Consider the following 16,585-nt stretch of genomic DNA (forward strand, 5'->3'; position numbering starts at 1 on the left):
CAAGTTTTTTCGATGAAATTATATCTGTCGAGGAAACAGGAGGCTTTAAACCCAATCCAATTTTCCACTATCCTTCGAGCGCTGCCCCGGCTAAAGGAGCAGCGACTGTATCTATCTACTTGTTGAAATGAATAACAGTGCGGATGCTTTCGCCTTTGTGCATTAGCTCAAATGACTCGTTAATCTGATCCAGGTTCATCGTGTGAGTGATGAAGTCTTTTAGTGGAAACTCACCTTTCATATAACGCTCGACGTATTCTGGCAGTTCGCTGCGACCTTTGACGCCGCCAAATGCTGAGCCACGCCAGACTCGACCGGTGACTAGCTGGAATGGGCGAGTTGAGATTTCCTGCCCGGCACCGGCAACACCAATAATAATCGACTCGCCCCAGCCTTTGTGGCAGCACTCAAGCGCAGAGCGCATGAGATTTACATTACCTATGCACTCGAACGAGTAGTCAACACCGCCATCAGTCATCTCTACTATGACATCGTGTATAGGCTTGTCATGGTTTTTCGGGTTAATAAAGTCAGTTGCGCCCAGCTTCTTCGCTAACTCAAACTTACTTTCGTTGATATCGATAGCGATAATACGGCTGGCTTTAGCCATCGTTGCCCCGATGACTGCTGACAGCCCAATGCCGCCAAGACCAAAGATAGCGACAGTAGCGCCTTCTTCAACTTTCGCGGTATTCATTACCGCACCCATGCCTGTTGTGACGCCGCAGCCGAGTAGGCAGACCTCTTCTAGGGGCGCTTCCTTATTCACTTTTGCCAAAGAAATTTCAGGCAATACGGTGTATTCAGAAAACGTTGAGCAACCCATATAGTGAAAAATAGGCTGGCCATCTTTGTAAAAGCGTGTGGTTCCATCCGGCATAAGACCCTTGCCCTGTGTCTCGCGAATTTTCTGACACAGGTTGGTTTTCCCAGAGAGGCAAAACTTACATTCACCACACTCAGGCGTGTATAGCGGAATGACATGGTCACCTACCGCTACGCTGGTAACGCCTTCGCCAATTTGTGCGACGATGCCGCCACCTTCATGACCCAAAATGACAGGGAAAATCCCCTCGGGATCATCCCCCGATAAAGTAAATGCATCGGTATGGCATACACCACTAGCAATAACTTTTACTAGTACCTCACCTTTGCGCGGCAGCATGACATCCACTTCCTCTATAGACAGTGGCTGGTTTGGGCCCCAAGCAACTGCAGCTCGTGATTTAATAAATTGATCTGACATAGGAGTTCGTACTCTTTAGTTTATGAGTTTTTCTCCTCTATTTTGGCTGACCTCAGCCGCCACAGGCAGGAGCATTTTTGAGCTTATGATGGTCATTATATTTATTCCTGCAGAAGTGATAATGTGCGTCTTTGGTAAAATACCTTTGCGTATGAGTAATAATCATGAAGTGGGATGGCATTACTGAATTTGTATACGTTGCAGAGTATGAGAGCTTTACCCGAGCCGCAAAAGAAATGGCCATTTCGACGGCTCAAGTCAGTCGGCAAGTTAGTGCTTTAGAGAAAAGACTGAACATAAAGCTGCTTTACCGCACAACTCGCAACGTATCGCTAACGGAGGAGGGGCGTGTTTATTATCAACACTGTCGTAGTGTTCTCGACAGCTTAGATGCAGCTGAGCAGGCCGTGAGCAACTTAAGCTTGAAGCCACAAGGTATGATTCGGCTGACGGCCCCTGTTACTTATGGAGAGCAGCAATTACTGCCTTTAGTAAATGACTTCATGGTGCAATACGGCGACATTGAGGTGTCGGCTTTTCTGAGCAATCAAAATATTGATCTAATTGAAGGCGGTTTTGATTTAGCAATACGAATCGGCAAGCTGAGCGACTCTACCATGATGGCGAAAAAGCTAAGCCATCGAACAAATTTCGTCTGTGCTTCACCATCTTATATTGACCAGTATGGCATGCCGTACTCCTTAACGGAGCTTAGTAAGCATAACTGCCTGCTAGGTACTCTGGACTACTGGCACTTCAAGGAGTTGGGTAAAGATAGGAATGTTCGGGTGGTCGGTAAAATTCGCTATAACAGCGGCTACAGCTTAGTGGATGCCGCGTTAAAAGGCCTAGGCGTCGTGCAGCTACCGGACTATTACGTTAACAAGCATCTAGAGTCGGGCGAGCTGATTACATTGCTCGATAATTACCGAGAGCCCGAAGAGGGGATCTGGGCTGTGTATCCTCACAATCGACACTTATCACCGAAAATACGATTGTTAGTGGACTATTTGGCAAAGCGGTTACTGTAGTTGCTCTACTGTTTGTATCATCGAGTGCCTTTTCGGTTTGTGGCGAGCGGTGGTTGCTGAGAGGCGAAAGGTTCAATTATTGCTGTGCTTGGAAGTTAACTTGTCAGCGCCCCCCGGCTCACCTTCTGCCACTTTTTCGGCGATAAGCCACTGCCTTGCAAAAAAAAGTGGTTAAACGAGCTTTGCTCCTTGAAGCCTAGTAACTGACTGATCTGCAGAATGCTTAAATTCGAATACTGCAGATAATCCTGAGCATGATGCAAGCGAACATCGGCCAGTAGCTGTTGATAACTGGTTCCCTGTTGCTTTAGCTGCAGCTGCAAGCTGCGCTCGCTTTGCCCAAGAATAGCGGCTATTTGAGGGAGCTTTGGGCTGTTTAGTAGGTTCTTTCCAATATGGTTTTTCACCTGATCAACGATTTGCCCTGCAGTAGATTCGGCAACGGAAGGGCGAGCTATGTTCTTTAAAGGCCAGGCCAATACGTCAGCTGCAAACATCATGCTGTTATGGCTTTGGCTGAATCGGCACTGGGCTCGAAATCCTTGCTGGTACTTTGCTTCCTGATGGTTTTCGGGCCTTGCATGAATAAAGCACACTTCCATTACGGGTATCAGCCGACCCGTCAGCTGTTCTGCCAGATGAATAATTCCCGAAAGTACGCTTTCGCACACTAATCGCGCAGCCTTGTGCTGCTGGAAATGGGCTCGCCAGATCAGTCGAATATTTCCACCGTCAGATTCAATGCGAGAGGTGCCCAGCCGATGTACCAGTCGCTCAAGAGCCATCACCTGATGCAATGCATGGCCTAAGGTCAGAGATTTTGCGCGCAGATTGACGAGGGCCTCACCTAGCACATCGAAGTTTTCCAAGCCTGCATTTTGACCCGCCTTTATACCGAGCAAGGGATCATGAAGAAGCTCGCTTGCGCTAAGGCAAAGTCGAAAGTAATCCTCTACTGCGACAATTTCCGGAGGGTTAATCATCCATAAATCGCTAACTGAAATAGCATCAGCAAGGGCAGATAAGCGGCCGCCTTGTTGAAGGTAAGCCACGAGAATGGGCTGAATATACGCTCCAACCACAAAGTTTAGCGGGTGATTTCGAGAGGCGTCTGACTCTGGTTTGCTGATGGTTTTTATCGCCTTTTAGTAATTTTTATTCGTAATCAAACAATTAAGCTACGTTATAGCAGGCTAGGATGCTTTTCAATCAGCGAGTCATAGATCCCAACACAATTATAGAAGGGGTGGTATATGGGCAGCGTTCTCAAAACCAGCACGATTGAAAGCAGCATCATCAAGCCGATCAAGCATTTCGAAGAGGCTCGAAAGTGCAATACTGCGCACTATCGGCTGGAAGCCATGCGTAAAGCGGCGGTCAGCTTCCGTGATGACATGCTGGCAAAGCCTCAGGCTAGGTTTTATCAAAGCATGGGGTTAATCCGCGTGCCGTACCCCAGCAAATACGCTTTTCTGAACTGCAATGTTATCCCTAACCCCTATATCCATATTCTGAATCGCGTGTTTATTGTGCAAGTTGATAGTGAAGAAGGTGTGAAAACAATATTGCTGTCACCGTCAGATGCCGAAGCGAACGCAGAAACCCCGTACTTCAGGAAAGTGATCGACAAGGCTGGACCGCTCAAAGCGTTGGTTAGGAAGTTTCTCGCGCCTGAAATCAACACAGTCGAAGCGTGCTTAAAACAGGTTGGTTTGACGCCGGAAGACGTGGATTACATAAGCTATGACCATTTGCACACTCAGGACATTCGTCGCTGGTTGGGAGATAGCAAGAATCCAGGTTTGTTCCCCAATGCCAAGCTTCTGGTGATGAGAGAAGAGTGGACTGCGGCTAATTTCCTGATGCCACCACAGCTCGATTGGTACTGCCCCAATGGATTGGCGGGTGTTCCGGAAAGTCGCATTATTCAACTGGATGGAGATGTGATGATTGGTGACGGGCTGGCACTGATTCGTACGCCTGGCCATACCGTTGGAAATCATTCATTTGTGGCGCATACACCGGAAGGTTTGAAGGTAACCAGTGAAAATGGCGTTGGGCCAGATTGCTACGCGCCTCTGCATTCACGGATTCCTGGCCTGAAGAAATACGCGCAGCAAACCGGCATGGAAGTGATTCTGAATGGCAACACCCTTGAGGGCGGGCTTGATCAATACATTTCTATGGTGGTTGAGAAAACCATTGCTGGTAACCATCCGCTGTATACAGATTTCCCAAATATGGCGAACTCCTCCGAGCTAACCAGTTATTGGGGGTTTCCCGGGTACCGGCCAACCGTCACCTATGGCGATTTAAGCTTTGGTACTGTTTACAAAAAGAGGTCGCCTAATGTTGCGATAGCCGATTCGGTTTGCTTGGAGTCGTTATGAATATATTTGGATTGTGGGAGGGCTTTTATAACGATCCTTGGTTTTGGCAGTTTCCCATGGCCACACTGGCCATCAGCATGGCGGCTTTTTTGCTTGTCGCAACGCCTTGGACAATCGTTGCTTGGTTGGATCCCGTCTCGCTGAGAAAATATAAAATTCAACAGAAACCGTTTGAGGTTAAAAAGTTTTTGCTGCCGTCTCTTGGGCGTATTCTTGTTAATAACGCTATTTTGGCTTCGCTGCTGGTGCTGAGCTGGCCGCTGCTAAAACATACTGCCGTGCACAACAACGAGCTGCCTATCTGGTATGTAATTTTGGCGCAATTGCTGTTTTTCGTGCTGCTAGATGATTTTCTGTATTACTGGATGCATCGTTACATGCACGAGAACAAGTGGTTGCTGAGGCATGTGCACAGCGTGCATCACAGGGTTCGTAACACCTGCGGTATCAACGGCAACTATATGCACTGGCTGGAGTATTCGTTAACCGCAACGCTGACCCTGATAGGCCCCATTCTTTTGGGAGCGCATCTGTATGTCGTATGGATTTGGGTAATTATCCGGCAAATTGAAGGTGCAGATGGCCACATTGGCTATGACATTCCCTGGAACCCGGTGCACTTGCTACCTGTGTACGAAGGCCCTGTTTATCACGATTTCCACCATGCTAAATTCAAAGGCAATTACGCTGGGTTTCTACCGTATCTTGATAAATACATGGGTAAAACACACATACCTGCGTACTTGAGGTATGTGCAAGGGAAGAAGAGAGGCTTAACAGCGGTAGAAATTGAGCAGCAGGAGAGTGTGCAACAAACAGCTGGGAGGACCGGCTAACGAGCACTGACAAGCCAACTCGTCAGTGCTCTATAGGCCTAAATAAGAGCCAAGGCCGAGCAAAATACCTAAGCCCATGATGGCAAAAATAGCGGCGACCACACGATGTATCCATGTGGTTGGTAATGAGCTGGCGAACTTGTTACCTAGAAGCACGGCGGGAGCATTGGCCAAGAGCATACCCACAGTGGTGCCAAGAACGACTGCGATAAAACTTTGGTACTGAGCGGCAAGCGCGACCGTGGCTATTTGGGTTTTATCGCCCATTTCAGCAAGGAAAAATGCGACGACGGTGGTGCCAAAAACGCCTAATGACACGAACTTGGCATCACCTTCGTCGAGCTTGTCGGGAATCAAAATCCAGATAGCCATGATAATGAAACCAATGCCGAGCACCCAGCGCAAAACCTCGGCATCTAATAGATGAGGAATCCACGTGCCAAGCGCACCGGCCATGCCATGGTTAAGCAGTGTCGCTACTAAAATGCCGAAGATGATGGGGGCTGGCTTACGAAATTTCGCAGCCAGCATAAAAGCCAATAGCTGGGTTTTATCACCCATTTCAGCAAGCGCCACGATACCGGTTGAGACTAAAAATGCATCCACGCTGGATTCCTAAAGAGAATAAGTAGGATCTAGCTGCAGCGCATTGTCAGTGACTTATTGGAAGACATGCTCGATTGCATCGATAACCAAACCAGTCACGGCATTGATTAGCAGAATATCCTCTCCAACACGCACCACCTTCTGGCCAGCTGGAGTATTTCCTAGCTCGTATAGCAAGTTGCGGGGCAGGTTGTAATAAATCACGTCGGCTGGCAGTGGCTGACCTTTGGCCCATTTTTTAGCTTGTCCCGGAGCTTGGCAAGCATTTTTTTTCTTGGCTAAGCCAGGAGGGCAATGGCCTGACTTCTTAGCTTTGGTGCTGTAGTAGTCGTTGATTCGCTTCGATCTATCTTGGCTAAAGTAGTTAGTGTGACGTTTTTCATTGTGCTTTTTGCCGTGATCATGATCTGCTGAGTGATTTCCACCATGTTCAGCAAAGTCAGGCTTTTTAGCAAAAGCAGGGCCGCTAACTAGCAGACTTAGCCCCACGGCGACTGCTGCAAGATTGTTCCAAGATTTCATGACATACCTCTAGATAGTGTGTTGTGCTCAATGTCTTGATCGACATCATTGAAGACCTACGCACATTAACGACTGATTACGATTTGCCGCCTACTTGAAGCATTTTTTTTGAGCTAGGATGTTCGCTTACCTGCGCCTACATAACTATGGATACGCCTTGGTTTGCGTGGCAGCTTAGGTTTGCGGCAACCTCTGTTTTTGCCAAGTCTAAGCCAAGATTTTCTATTAAAAACGTTAGCAATGGGTCAAGCAGTGGCGATAAGACTGTGCTTATGGCTGTTTTCAGAAGCGCCACTACCGTGTTTGCGATACTTCCTACGAGCATCAGCGCTGAACCCAATGTATTGCCATTAGCTTCGTAAGCGGTAATTTCTGGCCCTGACAAGGTGCTCCTTAGGCTACCTATAAGACTTGCCGAGCTAATCGATTGATATACCTGGCTTCCACGTGTTTCCGCCATATTGACTAAGTCAGGTAAGTTTTCCTCAGCGGGAGACTCAAACAGAAGCGTACCTTCAGCGCCAAAGACAGATGATTTGACCTTTAAGCCAAGTCCCCCGGCGGCAAATGGCACTCGTGCGCCGCAGCCGAGTAATGAGCAATGCTTAATGCCGAAGTCGACAAGTGGTATTGGTAGTACCACAGGCTCTGTTTGGCTAGACATTACCTGCTCTTGAGCATCGCTCGCGGAGACACCCATCTTGCCAATACGAAGAGTTGCTGCAGCGGTTTTAACCGGTACAGTTAGGGACTTCTCATCGCCTTGGCAGCTAAAGTCTGTCACTCGAGCATCGCCGCCGGCAAGATCTAGGTTTATATCAAATCGAAACGGGGCGGGCAGCAATAAAATACTTAATTGGTCTTGTCCACCAAGTAATGCGCCTAAGTTCAGGCCAAGCAGTCCATTTATCACGCTAACTAATGGGCTGGCTAAGTTGCCTACAGCAGTGCCTAAGCCTGAGACTAGTGATGTCAGTTGATTACTTAGCGACACACTTAAAACCATACGAAGTTGCGCAGAGCGTACATAAATTCTATTAGGGCTGTTATTTACGGCCAGATATGCCTCATCTTTCGCTGCTGCAGGGTCACCAATAGCGGCAAACTGTGGCGGCTCAATGACCTTAATGGCGAGGTCGACTGTATTGCCTAATAGATCAATAGGGATAACAGCACTGACGGCATTATGTTGGTTGGCAAGCAGAATGATGCCTTGGATAAACTGATAGAGCTGAACCCGTGCTTTAGCGCCATCGTAGTCCGCGTCAGATGCAAGGCCAACGATCTCACCTAGCTTGAGTTGGCCTGAGCTAATCGAGCTAGCCAATAAAATCTGATCTAAGGCGACAATCGCCTCTAAAGCATTGAGTGTGACTTGCGGAGTGCCATTTTGCTGGTCTAGCACATCAATTGCCGCTTGGATTAGCTCTCCTGTGCTCACATTAGTGGAGAGTAGGCTGTCATATTCACCAGCAGTAACGCCGATATTGATGGCTAAGCGATCCATGAACTCAAAAATATCGATATCGGTATGAATAAGACCATTCCAAGCGCCAACTGAAATGTTCAAGTTGCCACCTAGTAGGCCGCCAAAAACGTCGCTAAGTAACTTTGCTTTACTGTTTTTAGTGATATTTACATTGAGTAATGTGCTGCGCAGCGTAAGCATGGCTAAAGGGCTGCCATTTGCACTTGCTACGGCGCGTGCAGAAATTGTGATGCTTTCACCAAAGGCGCCACCGGCAATCATGCTCGCTGGCGTGGTTTGACTAAGTGAAATAGCAATTGCTTTGTTACTACTGCTAGCGGTATCGAGTTGCCGCATATTATTACTAATAATAATGTCGCCACATTCTGGCAATGCAAGCTGATGCTCTGCATCGAGAGTAAATCCGTTGCGCGCTAAGTTTTCCTGAGCAATTTGCTGTGCCGATCCGTCATCACATCGGCCTCCACGGGCAGCCACCTCAAGAGCAGCCACATCAACTTGCCTTTGTAGGGTGCGTTTGATGACATAGAGACGCCCCGTATCTACAACCAAAGCAAGGCACGTCACGCCTAAAAGCATAAAGCCTGCTGTCATGAGCATGACTGCACCACGTTCTCGATGCTTTGTAAGGCGTATCTGCTTAACGCACTCTAAGTAGCTCATACAAGCCACTATGCGACTCTGAACGCGTTTACTCTGTGGTCAAATCCACGTTTGTTGTATGAGTTTGGTTGCGAATGACAGGCTTTTTGAATGATGGGCCGATTACACAAAGCTAAGGGCACCATCGTTCATGAGCACATACAAGCGGTACCGTTTTCATCAAGATAAAACGTAAGCAACATGACTCAACGCGAGGCTTGTATGGCAATCGCTTCGGCAATCTCGCAATAGGAATCTTCTTGCAGAAAGTGCTTTCCAGAGACCTTTTGGAATGACGTTAAATTAAGTGCATTCATCAGTGGAGGGGCATATTGTGCGCTTTTCAGCGCTGGATCCTCCATGCCCCAAATGATTTGAGCCGGAAAGGCTCGTACTGCGAGACTGGCTTTAATCGCGTGCTCAAACTCTTTTGTTCGATTGAATGAGGACATTATTTTCTGAAAAGCTCTGCCTCCATCTGGGCCTAACAATAACTGCCCATAAGCAGCCGCTTCATGACGGCTAATGTTATGCATGCCTTGTAGCTTCATCAAAAAGTAAAACAAGGGTGTTCGCGCCGACTGTAACCAAAGTCGACCAATGACAGGCCAAGCAAATGGTTCCATCGTCCAAGGGCGGTGGAAAGTCGACACATCGACCATGGTATTGAGCACCGTTAGAGACAATATTCGCTCTGGCAGTCTACGAATTAGATCGAAACCAATGGGGCCTGCAATATCGTGAACCACAAGATGGAAGCGGTCTATGCCAGCAGCATCCAGCGCTTTTACATACCATGCGGATAGCCCGCTCCAGCTGTAATCAAAGTTAGTCGGACGGTCGGCTAGCCCTAGGCCTGGCAAGTCTAGAGTTATCCCTTCAAAGCCACGTTTAGCCAGTTCAGGTAAAACTTTGCGGTATAAGAAGCCAGAGGCGGGTACGCCATGCATACATACAACAGGTTCACCCGTGCCTTGGCGCCAAATGTATGAGTTTGCTCCGGCAACCTGTAATGGCTGACCTTGCTGTTTCCATTGTTGAATCAGTTTTTTTGCCGACATACTCTTTATCTCTTCGAACTATTTAGCTAAGTTGATTTTGGTGTATTTATGCTTTATTTAAGCCGGAGGCAGCTTCTAATTAAGGGTAGATTTCCGTACAACGTCTCTGTCGCCTCTAAACCACTTAATGGCATCAGGAATGTCAAAAAATAATGATATTGTATTGATAGTGGCTAGTGCGTATAGGTATGATTTATATTCTCCATCAATCAATGGAGTTGCCAGTATTAGCCCGACTAGTAATAGCCATGGAATTATATGAGGCAGGGCCATAAGCTTAGAAAAGCCTTTTTCATAGAAGATTATAATAATATTTGGTGCTATTGCTATAAGTGATAAAAAAGCGATTATTTTTCCGTGTGGCTCTGAAATAAATAGCAGGCTGGCAAAGTTGATTGGCACTAGTATTAGCGCAACCCATGCTTGAACCCATAAAGGGAGTGCGGAAAAAGAAAAGTATATTTCTTTTATTACGTTTGGCTTTCTTGATTCTTGATGTGTCATTTATTTATCCATTGCAGTCGGTTGTGATGTTGTCATCGAGTTTTTCGCATCAGCTATGGAAGATTCTGGTTTAATGAGTTTAAGAGTCATGCGGTCACTTTCCCCGATAGATACGTAGTGGCTGCGCTGCTTATCACCTAACCGTAAAGTTGGCGGTAGTGTCCAAACTCCCTCTGGGTGCAAGGCAGAGTCTTTAGAGTTAGCGTTGATATTGCTCTGCGCCAACAGCTTGAAACCAGCTCTTTGTGCAAGGTCGATGACATAGCTTTCGTGCATATAGCCACTGCCTTCTTGATCTGATGACGGTCGTGCTTCAGGTAAGCGATGTTCGACAATTCCTAATATGCCACCTGGTTTCAGTGCTTTATAAAAGGCTGAAAATGCCGCTAATACCCGCTCATCGCCGCCGCCACGCATATACCAGTTATGAATACTGCGGAATGTGAGAATGCGATCAGCGCTGCCTTCTGGGGCGAAATCAACATGAGTAGGAGGGTTAAAGCTAACAACGCTAACCTTGCTATATAACTCTGGGTCTGACTGGAGCTTTGCTTCAAATTTTGCACGTGAGTTTCGGTAAAATGCCGACTCTGAGTCGGCATTGAATTGTGCGGCATAGAGCTTGCCTTGATCTCTCAAGTAGGGGGCTAATATTTCGGTATACCAACCACCAGAGCCTGGCCAAATTTCTACGACAGTCATATTCGGCTGTATATCAAAAAATGTGATTGTCTCTAGTGGGTGACGGTACTCATCTCTTTGTGCTGAAACCTCGCGATGAGGTGATTTGATTACGCTATTCAACGAGTCAGCTAGCGCAGGCTCGACTGTTAGAGTAGCTGAAAATAGTAAAATACCTAAGATGCGTAACATTAGCGCGCTCCTTTATTTGAAAGGCTAAATAAAGTATCCCAATCTCTCAGCCAATAAAGTGTTAGGCATGCTGCTAGCATTGGCCACGCAGCAAAAAATAATAGATTATTGAAAGGGTCCATATACATTTTATAGGAGGAAAATGTGGAAACAGCATGAATTAATAGAATGCCACCATAGGTCCAGCGTCGGCTAAATCCAGTGACAAATCCAATGACTAGTGCTAGCTCAATGAAGCCAATAATGTATGAGAAATTGTGAGATAGCCAATCAATGCCGTAAAAGCTTTCGAAGACTTTGCTGCTATGTGCTGGATTGAAAAACTTATCAAGCGTCCACATAAGCATCACAATAAACACCCCTAGGCGAAGTGCTAATAAAGAGCGCGATAATGGTTTCGCTAATGCATCTGATGCGTAAGTTGTACTCATGAACTACCTCATATGGTTTCGTTTTCGGTCAATTATTTGGTCGTGCAATATGATTAGTTAGACTTGTGCTCTTTGCTATTTTCTAGAGCACGCTCCACACCGATCATCCAGTGTTTTATCTGTGCCTCGCTTGGTGCTTCAGCTTGGCGGCGCGGCGTAGTAGAGAGCATCAGGCGAAATTGTTTAGCTGCCATTCTGCAGTTGCCGCACATCATTAAGTGGAAGCTGAGCTCTAACCTGAGTCTCCAGCCAAGGTCAGCTTGTTGAGAACCTGCTTGGTGGGCACATATTTCTTTGCAGCTCATCATATTGCTCATCCTCTTGCTTGCTCACTAGCTGCTTATCTACACATGCAGTAGTTGCTTGGAGCAGCCTAAAAGTTACAGAAATTCATGAAAATATAATCTGTAGTTATCATTGGTGCTGCTTTGCAAATAGGCTTAATGGTTTCGCCACCAGACCCAAGTGTTTGGCCGATTGAAGATAGTAAAACGGCTGAGTACTTGGCTGAGAGTCAGCAGTCGCCGGTTGATTCATAATGGCTGAGCATGCTGAATAAGCTAGTTCTTGCTCGATGAAGCAGTACTCGATAATGACCAGGGTTGATATCAAGTTCTTCGCATATGGCCTCTACCGTCATGGCATTGAAGTCGGTTAAGACGAGAGCCATGCGCTGACCTTGCGGCAGGGAGGCTAAGTGATGATCAATGCAGTCACCCATCACTCGAGCCTCTAACAGCTTTTCTGGCGTATCGTCAGACCATTGTGAAACAGGTGCTAGCCAACGCCCCTGAGGGCTAAATAACTCGCTGTAAGGATCTGCATCAGGCTGCAGGCCATCTAAAGATACATAGCGATGGTTTTTGCGAAGGTGCCCGTAAGCTTGATTTACCGTTACTTTGATCAGCCACGTTTTCAATGATGAACGGTGCTCGAATTTTTTTATCCCGTCGATTGTGGCAATCCAAGCGTCTTGCACCGCATCTTCAGCATGAAGGAGGCTAACGGCTTTCGCAGCGAAAAGCATAGCGCCACCGTAGCGCTGAGCAGCAAGTTTGTAGGCTGCGCTATCGCCAGCTTTCAGTGCAGCAATTAAGTCATCCTCAGAAACACTATCTGCAGCTGAGGTGTCGCTTTTTTTGAGCATAATCCATCCTTTTCGATGCCATTACGTAGCATTTTCAAGAATGTTAAAGTGTTTCTTGGCAGAAATAGTCAAGCAAATTGACTGATCGTCTTGGAATTGACTCAGATCGTCTCAATGAGGCGACATTGCTTATAAGTCAGTGTGTTGCTTTAGCCATTGCGAGGGTGAACAGCCTACTTTACGTGAGAATGCACGATTAAAAGCGCTGGCACTTCCGTAGCCAACCTCTCCGCAAACCTGCTTAATCTGCATGCCCTGACGAATGAGTTGTTGTGCCGTGATAATGCGCCAGCTCGTTAAATAATCAGCGGGACTTTCACCGAGAACACGGTTGAAGTGCTCAGCAAACCGTGAGCGTGACATGCCAGCAGCATCTGCCATATTGGCAACGGTCCATGCGCGGGCAGGGTGCTCATGAATTTCCAAGAGCGCTTTCGATAGCTTTGTATCGAGCAAACCCGCTAGTACGCCACCATGAATGAGCCCTTCAGCCATGCCATGTCGTAGCAGTTTCATGATGAGGATTTCGCAGAGCCGATCGAGAGTACCTTGCCTTCCCTCAAGCCGTTCAAAAGCCTCTGAAAATAATAAGTCGGTGACTTGAACGCCATTTGTAAGTGCGCTTAATGGCGCTGCCAAAATAGCAGGAAGTGAGTCAGAGATAGGATTTTTTTGACTGTAGCCAAAATGTATCGTGCCACAGAGCGCTTGAATTTCCTCACCTTCGCTTATCTCAAGGCGATGTTTATCGGGCCTTGGCATAAATAGGACGGTGGGCTCATTAATGACAATTGCCGATGGTATGTTGGGGCCAGAAATTTTAACTGAGCCTCGGTGTATCAAGTGCACGTGGCCTTGAGTCGTATCTTCTTCGAAGTCGTGAACACCACAAATTGGGCCGGTGTAAAAGACACCAGCCTTGAGGCTAAAGTGTGATAGCAGGTAAGTTAAAATATCCATAATGCCCTAAGTATCACACACGCAGCTGCGCCCTACAGCCTAGGCTCGATTTTAACAGCGACCTGACTTGCGCCATTGTTAGCAGTAATCACAGCATATGGAGCATTAGCTTCGGATATTAAGTTGCCCCCAGTAACACTCACTTTATACCCGTTCGGGTAGTGAAGTTTAGGTACAAAGATCGTGGTCTCACCGCCTTTTGCAAATGAGCCTGCGCCGTCTGCACGTAATGTTGTGTAGGACATGTCAAAGACTTTGCTATCGCTATCAAAGTCCCATTTAACAGGTGTTCCAGCGGTTTTTTGCGGGTAAGGTCGAGATAAAACTTTGAGCAATTCTGTGTTGATATTATCGGTTGTTGGCGCTTTAGAAGGGTCCAGCACTAAGCTGGGCGTGCCTGGAAAGTTAGTGGTACCTGTATTGAAATAGGTCCAGTGCATCCAGCCTACTTTGTAATCATCAGCCTGTTTTGCAACTCGTTCTACCGCATCAAGGTCTGGCACTGATCCAAACTCAGTTAGCACGGCAGGATGGCCTTGGGTTTGAGCTTGCGTGATGGAGTTGTCGAAAGTGAGCTTCTCTAACTCAGGGCACGTGAGGTCACCGACAAACTTTGGTGTTGGTATGCCTGCGATTGCGCCGACTACGGTTAGCAAACAGTAGTTATGAAATGACAGCACTGTGTTTGGGTCTTTAATGTCAATATCTAGTGCCATGCCGCCGCCTGCTAGTAGGCTGCCTTCGTAGTAGAAGGGGGTGTTTGCGTCATATTGCCGAATCTTGGGAATCACATCGCCATAAAACTTGCTGAGCGTGTCGTTGTGAGGGCAGACCAATGGGTTGAGGCAAAGCGGGGTTTGCAGTCCTGGCCATGGCTCATTCATAAGGTCGTAACCAAGAATATTTGGATTGTTGCGAAAGCGTGTCGCAATGTGCTGCCAGAAGTTAGCAAAGTGGTCCCACAGCCGTGTGTTGTTAACGCCTTGTTTATTAGCCCAAAAGTTATCCCATACTCGCTGATAGACCAGCTGTGCTTCTTTTGGAATTAAAGGCAGCCATGGAATGCCATCGTCATACACCGTCCAGTCTGGGAAGCCTTGGCCTTCAACTGCTTCGTTATACGCATCTTGATGGAAGTCTAATAAGGTCAACACCTTGTGTTTGCCTAGTGCGTTAACAGTGCGTTCAATGCTATTGAGATAACCTTCGTTGAATTGGTCAGGCTCAGGCTCGGCAGCCTTCCACATGAACCCGAGACGAATTGCGTTAAAGCCATGCTCGGCGAGAAAGGCACCGTCATCATCATCAAAACCGACTGATTCAAGCGTATAGGGCGTCTCTTTGGCGACCATATTGAAGCCGTGGAAAATAATGACATGGCCGTCAGCATCGGTTACCCAGCCATTGGCTTGGTTGAACGATGCTTTCGCCGCAGCGGCTTCAGATGATGAGGAGGGTGTTAGCTTAGAGCTGCTAGTGCTCCCGCCACAGGCAGAGACCATAAGAGACAACAACACACCGAGAAAAATAGAGATCTTCATCATTAGGCCGACCTTGTATAGATTACAAAGCATTTTACGGACTACCTAAAGCAAGTCATTGCCGAATACAGTCATCCTCACTGTCCGATTCGGACAAGGCATTGATATCGATGTATCACATAGGCAAAGGGCTTAATTTCAGTATAGATTGAGCGCTGTTTCGGCGTTTAAGCAGGCCCTATGACTCATTTTTCGACATCAGCAGCACACGATCTTAAAGACGTTGCTGGCGAAGCATCGGCCTCTGGTTTGCTGCGGTATGTTCACGCAGCAAAGAAGCTAGGCGTTGATGGCGAACAGGCACTCAACTTATTAGGTTTGGATCAGCAAGATATTCAGAATGCGCAGCGCCGCTTGCCTGCTGCGATACACGAACGTTTGTTGATGGCGCTGGTTGAGCAGTCGCAGGATGTCTTGTTTGGGCTACGGGCAGGGCTGATAGTGCAGCCAGATGCATGGAGCGTCTTGGGCTATATTTTAATTAATTGCGCCTCACTGGGTGATGCTATGGCGCGAGTGGCTAGCTACGAGCGGCTAGTAGGTGAGCTTGGTGTGAGTCAGGTCGAGCCGTTGGATGGGCGTATTTGCATGAGTTGGCATGCACGAGTCGCCGACCCACAGGTGAAGCGTCATATGGTGGAAAATGTACTTGCGTCTTGGCTTTCATTTGGCCAATGGATTGCTGACACCAAACGCCCACCATGTGAAATCAGGTTTGAGCATAGCTTGCCCGAGGGTGCAAAGAGCGCGGATTATTTTGAGCTTTTTGGATGCCCTGTACTGTTTGATCAGCTGTTTAGCGGCATCGTTATTGACCACGACATGCTAATGCTACCTTTGCGACAAGCTGATGCAGGCTTACTACAGGCCTTAGAGACTCATGCTCAAAAGCAGCTGTCTGCGCTAAGTAGCGATAGCCAGACGTGGCGACTGAAGGTGCGGCATGAGCTTTCTCGTCAGCTACAAAATGGCGCTATCAATAAATCTGAAGTGGCCATTCAGCTGGGCGTTAGTGGTCGAACTTTGCAGCGCTACCTTCGACTTGAAAATACGCACTATCAACTCGTTCTTGATGAGCTGAGGCAAGAGCAGGCGGAGTTACTCTTATCTGATCCTACGCAGTCATTTATCGATATCGCTCAAGCTTTGGGCTACGAGGAAGTGGCCTCCTTTTATCGTCGATTCAAGCTATGGACGGGGGTAACTCCAGGCGAGTATCGCAATGCCAATATGTCCGAATAGGACAATAAGCATGACTCGATTCGGTAATGACTCTTAACGCCTGAGCCTTACCATGACGCCTCTA

The 16,585-nt window shown here is 47.4% G+C and carries 17 protein-coding genes; 4 read left to right on the plus strand and 13 right to left on the minus strand.

Going from position 1 to position 16,585, the window contains the following annotated elements; genetic code table 11:
* Window positions 1-115 precede the first annotated feature (115 nt).
* The gene (locus ACFQ0F_RS02700) at window positions 116-1,246 is read right to left on the minus strand and encodes an S-(hydroxymethyl)glutathione dehydrogenase/class III alcohol dehydrogenase (protein ID WP_379068853.1); all 1,131 of its coding nucleotides are present in this window, start codon (window positions 1,244-1,246) and stop codon (window positions 116-118) included.
* Between the two features lie 164 nt (window positions 1,247-1,410).
* Between ACFQ0F_RS02700 and ACFQ0F_RS02705 the strand changes: the two genes are divergently transcribed.
* Window positions 1,411-2,277: a LysR family transcriptional regulator gene (locus ACFQ0F_RS02705; RefSeq protein WP_379068856.1), complete on the plus strand. Its 867-nt coding sequence runs from the start codon at window positions 1,411-1,413 to the stop codon at window positions 2,275-2,277.
* Between the two features lie 95 nt (window positions 2,278-2,372).
* On the opposite strand, the gene ACFQ0F_RS02710 is transcribed toward ACFQ0F_RS02705, so the two are convergent.
* The gene (locus ACFQ0F_RS02710) at window positions 2,373-3,329 is read right to left on the minus strand and encodes an AraC family transcriptional regulator (RefSeq protein ID WP_379068859.1); all 957 of its coding nucleotides are present in this window, start codon (window positions 3,327-3,329) and stop codon (window positions 2,373-2,375) included.
* A 201-nt stretch (window positions 3,330-3,530) separates the two neighbouring features.
* On the opposite strand from ACFQ0F_RS02710, the gene ACFQ0F_RS02715 reads away from it, so the two are divergent.
* Both ACFQ0F_RS02715 and ACFQ0F_RS02720 read left to right on the plus strand, forming a co-directional pair.
* Window positions 3,531-4,667: a hypothetical protein gene (locus tag ACFQ0F_RS02715; RefSeq protein ID WP_379068862.1), complete on the plus strand. Its 1,137-nt coding sequence runs from the start codon at window positions 3,531-3,533 to the stop codon at window positions 4,665-4,667.
* Entirely contained in the window at window positions 4,664-5,503 is an 840-nt protein-coding gene (locus ACFQ0F_RS02720; protein WP_379068865.1) for a sterol desaturase family protein, read from the plus strand. Before ACFQ0F_RS02715 ends, ACFQ0F_RS02720 begins: the two co-directional genes overlap by 4 nt.
* 30 nt (window positions 5,504-5,533) lie before the next feature.
* Here the strand turns inward: ACFQ0F_RS02720 and ACFQ0F_RS02725 are convergent, their stop codons facing one another.
* From ACFQ0F_RS02725 to ACFQ0F_RS02775, 11 genes are all read right to left on the minus strand, one after another.
* Window positions 5,534-6,109, minus strand: a complete 576-nt coding sequence (locus ACFQ0F_RS02725) for a TMEM165/GDT1 family protein (RefSeq protein WP_379068868.1) — start codon at window positions 6,107-6,109, stop codon at window positions 5,534-5,536.
* A 54-nt stretch (window positions 6,110-6,163) separates the two neighbouring features.
* Window positions 6,164-6,631, minus strand: coding sequence for a hypothetical protein (locus ACFQ0F_RS02730; RefSeq protein WP_379068871.1), 468 nt, complete (start codon window positions 6,629-6,631; stop codon window positions 6,164-6,166).
* 136 nt (window positions 6,632-6,767) lie between these two features.
* Entirely contained in the window at window positions 6,768-8,783 is a 2,016-nt protein-coding gene (locus tag ACFQ0F_RS02735; RefSeq protein WP_379068874.1) for a hypothetical protein, read from the minus strand.
* A gap of 185 nt (window positions 8,784-8,968) precedes the next feature.
* Window positions 8,969-9,823 carry an alpha/beta fold hydrolase gene (locus ACFQ0F_RS02740; RefSeq protein ID WP_379068876.1) on the minus strand — a complete coding sequence of 285 codons (855 nt, stop codon included), beginning with the start codon at window positions 9,821-9,823 and terminating at the stop codon, window positions 8,969-8,971.
* Between the two features lie 75 nt (window positions 9,824-9,898).
* On the minus strand, window positions 9,899-10,327 hold the full coding sequence (locus ACFQ0F_RS02745) for a hypothetical protein (RefSeq protein ID WP_379068878.1): 429 nt from the start codon (window positions 10,325-10,327) through the stop codon (window positions 9,899-9,901).
* Window positions 10,328-11,200: a class I SAM-dependent methyltransferase gene (locus ACFQ0F_RS02750; RefSeq protein ID WP_379068881.1), complete on the minus strand. Its 873-nt coding sequence runs from the start codon at window positions 11,198-11,200 to the stop codon at window positions 10,328-10,330.
* Window positions 11,200-11,631 (minus strand): MauE/DoxX family redox-associated membrane protein, encoded by a 432-nt coding sequence (locus ACFQ0F_RS02755; protein ID WP_340675282.1) that lies wholly within the window; start codon window positions 11,629-11,631, stop codon window positions 11,200-11,202. The genes ACFQ0F_RS02750 and ACFQ0F_RS02755 overlap by 1 nt, the downstream gene beginning before the upstream one ends.
* 53 nt (window positions 11,632-11,684) lie before the next feature.
* Entirely contained in the window at window positions 11,685-11,948 is a 264-nt protein-coding gene (locus tag ACFQ0F_RS02760) for a hypothetical protein (protein ID WP_379068885.1), read from the minus strand.
* A gap of 197 nt (window positions 11,949-12,145) precedes the next feature.
* A complete protein-coding gene (locus ACFQ0F_RS02765) occupies window positions 12,146-12,778 on the minus strand; it encodes an RNA polymerase sigma factor (protein ID WP_379068888.1) in 633 nt (210 codons plus the stop codon).
* A 129-nt stretch (window positions 12,779-12,907) separates the two neighbouring features.
* Window positions 12,908-13,738, minus strand: a complete 831-nt coding sequence (locus ACFQ0F_RS02770) for an AraC family transcriptional regulator (protein ID WP_379068891.1) — start codon at window positions 13,736-13,738, stop codon at window positions 12,908-12,910.
* A 32-nt stretch (window positions 13,739-13,770) separates the two neighbouring features.
* Window positions 13,771-15,282: a cellulase family glycosylhydrolase gene (locus ACFQ0F_RS02775; RefSeq protein ID WP_379068894.1), complete on the minus strand. Its 1,512-nt coding sequence runs from the start codon at window positions 15,280-15,282 to the stop codon at window positions 13,771-13,773.
* A 177-nt stretch (window positions 15,283-15,459) separates the two neighbouring features.
* Between ACFQ0F_RS02775 and ACFQ0F_RS02780 the strand changes: the two genes are divergently transcribed.
* Window positions 15,460-16,521 (plus strand): AraC family transcriptional regulator, encoded by a 1,062-nt coding sequence (locus tag ACFQ0F_RS02780; protein WP_379068897.1) that lies wholly within the window; start codon window positions 15,460-15,462, stop codon window positions 16,519-16,521.
* Window positions 16,522-16,585: the final 64 nt, after the last annotated feature.

It is taken from the genome of Paraperlucidibaca wandonensis (assembly GCF_042677145.1).
Taxonomy (GTDB): Bacteria; Pseudomonadota; Gammaproteobacteria; order Pseudomonadales; family Moraxellaceae; genus Perlucidibaca; species Perlucidibaca wandonensis.

What these genes read in the sequence shown, in the direction of transcription:
- ACFQ0F_RS02715 (WP_379068862.1), top strand. Translation starts at nt 3,531, where the DNA reads ATGGGCAGCGTTCTCAAAACCAGCACGATTGAAAGCAGCATCATCAAG.
- ACFQ0F_RS02740 (WP_379068876.1), bottom strand. Translation starts at nt 9,823, where the DNA reads ATGTCGGCAAAAAAACTGATTCAACAATGGAAACAGCAAGGTCAGCCA.
- ACFQ0F_RS02700 (WP_379068853.1), bottom strand. Translation starts at nt 1,246, where the DNA reads ATGTCAGATCAATTTATTAAATCACGAGCTGCAGTTGCTTGGGGCCCA.
- ACFQ0F_RS02735 (WP_379068874.1), bottom strand. Translation starts at nt 8,783, where the DNA reads ATGAGCTACTTAGAGTGCGTTAAGCAGATACGCCTTACAAAGCATCGA.
- ACFQ0F_RS02730 (WP_379068871.1), bottom strand. Translation starts at nt 6,631, where the DNA reads ATGAAATCTTGGAACAATCTTGCAGCAGTCGCCGTGGGGCTAAGTCTG.
- ACFQ0F_RS02745 (WP_379068878.1), bottom strand. Translation starts at nt 10,327, where the DNA reads ATGACACATCAAGAATCAAGAAAGCCAAACGTAATAAAAGAAATATAC.
- ACFQ0F_RS02765 (WP_379068888.1), bottom strand. Translation starts at nt 12,778, where the DNA reads ATGCTCAAAAAAAGCGACACCTCAGCTGCAGATAGTGTTTCTGAGGAT.
- ACFQ0F_RS02720 (WP_379068865.1), top strand. Translation starts at nt 4,664, where the DNA reads ATGAATATATTTGGATTGTGGGAGGGCTTTTATAACGATCCTTGGTTT.
- ACFQ0F_RS02750 (WP_379068881.1), bottom strand. Translation starts at nt 11,200, where the DNA reads ATGTTACGCATCTTAGGTATTTTACTATTTTCAGCTACTCTAACAGTC.
- ACFQ0F_RS02760 (WP_379068885.1), bottom strand. Translation starts at nt 11,948, where the DNA reads ATGAGCAATATGATGAGCTGCAAAGAAATATGTGCCCACCAAGCAGGT.
- ACFQ0F_RS02780 (WP_379068897.1), top strand. Translation starts at nt 15,460, where the DNA reads ATGACTCATTTTTCGACATCAGCAGCACACGATCTTAAAGACGTTGCT.
- ACFQ0F_RS02755 (WP_340675282.1), bottom strand. Translation starts at nt 11,631, where the DNA reads ATGAGTACAACTTACGCATCAGATGCATTAGCGAAACCATTATCGCGC.
- ACFQ0F_RS02705 (WP_379068856.1), top strand. Translation starts at nt 1,411, where the DNA reads ATGAAGTGGGATGGCATTACTGAATTTGTATACGTTGCAGAGTATGAG.
- ACFQ0F_RS02770 (WP_379068891.1), bottom strand. Translation starts at nt 13,738, where the DNA reads ATGGATATTTTAACTTACCTGCTATCACACTTTAGCCTCAAGGCTGGT.
- ACFQ0F_RS02775 (WP_379068894.1), bottom strand. Translation starts at nt 15,282, where the DNA reads ATGATGAAGATCTCTATTTTTCTCGGTGTGTTGTTGTCTCTTATGGTC.